The sequence below is a fragment of the uncultured Jannaschia sp. genome, assembly GCF_947494055.1.
In the GTDB taxonomy this organism is placed as follows: Bacteria; Pseudomonadota; Alphaproteobacteria; order Rhodobacterales; family Rhodobacteraceae; genus Jannaschia.
This window is the reverse complement of sequence record NZ_CANLTR010000116.1, coordinates 1-2,274: the sequence shown is the minus strand read 5'-3', so window position 1 is coordinate 2,274 and position 2,274 is coordinate 1. Positions and strand designations below refer to the sequence as shown.

Annotated in this window: 1 protein-coding gene; it reads left to right on the top strand. The window is 75.4% G+C overall.

The genetic code is table 11. From position 1 onward, the window contains the following. The coding region (locus Q1A87_RS23315; RefSeq protein WP_299657203.1) for an AAA family ATPase at nt 1-2,274 on the top strand (2,274 nt) is incomplete at both ends.

The window sequence follows — 2,274 nt, the reverse complement described above, 5'->3', positions numbered from 1 at the left end:
GCGGTGACCGACGGCGAACGCTGGGGCGAGCTCTGGCGGGCGCATCAGGATGCGTACTTCGCCGCGCACGGGCTGGAGCTCAGGGTCGACGCGATCGCCGTAGTGCCGGGACAGCATGTGGGGCCGGTGCGCATGCGGGTGCCGGGCTCGGCGGCGGTGGTGCGGGCCGAGGAGATCGCGCGCGAGAACGCTGCCGCGGCGCGGGACCCGGAAACGGTGCTGGCGGTGCTGACGCGCGGCAATGCGAGCTTCACGGAGCGTGAGCTCGACCGGCATCTGGCGAAGCACATCCACGACAGCGACGAGCACGTCGCGGTGAAGGGGCGGGTGCTGGGTCGCGCCGACGTGTTGGCGCTCTACGACCCGGAGACGGGCCGGTTCGCCGGGCGCTACACGACGTGCGAGGTGCGTGACCAGGAGCGGGCGGCGCTGGCGGACGGGGCGACGGTCGCGGCAGGGCGGCACCGGGCGTTGAGCGCGGCGGCGCAGGCGGCGGGACTGCGGGGGCGGACGCTCCGGCCGGACCAGCAGTCGGCGTTCGCGCATGCGGTGGCGTCGGGTGGGCTCGTGCTCCTCGAGGGCCGCGCCGGGACCGGCAAGAGCTACACGCTCGGCGCGATCCGCGACGCGCACGCGGCGGCCGGCTACGCCGTGGTGGGGCTCGCGCCGACCAACGCGGTGGCGCAGGATCTGAAGGCGGACGGGTTCGGCCAAGGGGAGGGCCGGGCGGCGACGGTGCATTCCGAACTGTTCCGGATGAAGAACGGGCATGCCTCCTGGGACGCGCGCACGCTTGTGGTAGTGGACGAGGCGGCGATGCTCGATGCGCGGATCACGGGTGAGCTCTTGGCCGAGGCGCGACGCAGCGGCGCGAAGGTGCTCTTCGCAGGCGACGACCGCCAGCTCGCCGCGATCGAGCGCGGCGGGCTGTTCCCGGAGTTGCGGTCCCGGCACGGCTCGGCGGAGATCACGGAGGTGACGCGGCAGCGGGTGGACTGGCAGCGGCAAGCGGCGCGGGACCTGTCCGAAGGGCGGACCTACGACGCCGTCGCGGCCTTCGCCCGGAACGGCGCGCTGCACTGGTCGGGCCGGCAGGCGGCGGCGCAGGACGCGCTGGTGGCGCGCTGGCGGGCGGACACGGAGGCCGACCCGCAAGCGACGCGGTTCGTGTTCGCCTACACCAACCGGGAGGTCGACGCGCTGAACGCGGGGCTGCGGGCGGTGCGCAAGGCGCGCGGCGAGCTCGGCTCCGACGTGCGCTTCGAGACCAGGCACGGGGCGGCGGACTTCGCCGTGGGCGACCGGGTGCAGGTCACCGAGACGCTGCGCGAGGCCCGGCTCTGGAACGGCAATGCCGGGGTGATCACCGGAATCGATGCCGAGAGCGGCCGGATCACGGCACGGCTCGACGGCGTGGGGAAAGAGCCGGGGCGCGAGGTGAGCTGGCGGGCCGCCGAGTTCACCGGGTTCCGGCACGGCTATGCCGGAACGATCTACAAGGGGCAGGGCAAGACCATCGATCACACCTACCTGCTGCACTCCGCGCATTGGCGGCAGGCCGCGTCCTATGTGGCGCTGACCCGGCAGCGGGAAAGCGCGCGGGTGTTCGCGGCCACCGAGACGGCGCGCGATCTGGGGCAGCTCGCGCGGCAGATGAGCCGGCGCGAGGTGCGGGCGGCCTCGATCGCCTGGGCCACGCGGGAGGAGTTGCCGGCGGCGCTGCGGCCGGCGGGGAGCAGGCCGGGCGCGAAACCGGTGGCAGGGCAGGGCGCGACGGCTGGGCCCGAGGGTCGGGCCGAGAGCACCGGCCCGCGAGCCAGGGCAGGCGGAGAGGGCAGGGCTGCTTCAGGACCGCTGGACCCGCGAGCCAGGCCGCCCGCGGACGCGGTCCCGGAGATGCCGGGATCGACCGCCCGATCGGTATCGCAAGACGCGGCGCCGCCCGCGCCGCGCTGGTTGATTCCGCCGCGCATCATCGAGGACAGGATCGATCCCGGCGAGCGGGCCGCGGCGGTGGCAGCGGACCCGGCGGTGCAGCGCGAGCGCGAGGCGCTCGGGGCCTACCTCGCCGGCGCCTACCGCGATCCACGGGCGGCACGGGCGCGGCTGGGTGAACTGGTGGCGACGCACGGGGCGACCTCGGCGGCGCGGCGGATCGAGGCCGCGCCGGAGCAGCTCGGGCCACTCCTCGGGCGCCCGGGGCTCTTGGCGGGACGTGCGGCGCGGCAAGCGCGAGCGCAGGCCGAGCGGGTGGCGCAGGCCGTAGGGCCGACG